Consider the following 349-nt stretch of genomic DNA (forward strand, 5'->3'; position numbering starts at 1 on the left):
GGCGGACGGCACGCGGGGAGGGGACAAGATGGCGGGAATCGGCATCCGGTTGCGGCGCTGGGTGAGTTTCGACGGCATCGCCATCAATGTGGAGCCGGATCTCGGCCATTTCGGCGGCATCGTGCCTTGCGGCGTCTCGGACCACGGCGTGACCAGCCTGGTCGACCTTGGCCTGCCAGTCACCATGGCCGACCTCGATCTGGCGCTGAAATCCGCTTTCCAGGATGTGTTTGGCCCCGCAGCGGTGCCTGCCGCCGAAATGTCCCGAAAGGCAGGCTGATCGCTACATCAGCTGTGCGGATGCCCAGAGCATGCCATAGCCGTGGATGGCAAACACCGCCAGCAGCGC

At 65.3% G+C, this 349-nt stretch carries 1 pseudogene; it reads left to right on the plus strand.

The features are described from left to right. Window positions 1–280, plus strand: a pseudogene (locus EN852_RS36915) (lipoyl(octanoyl) transferase LipB); the annotation flags it as partial. Window positions 281–349 lie beyond the last annotated feature (69 nt).

The organism is Mesorhizobium sp. M2E.F.Ca.ET.209.01.1.1, assembly GCF_004010375.2.
In the GTDB taxonomy this organism is placed as follows: Bacteria; Pseudomonadota; Alphaproteobacteria; order Rhizobiales; family Rhizobiaceae; genus Mesorhizobium.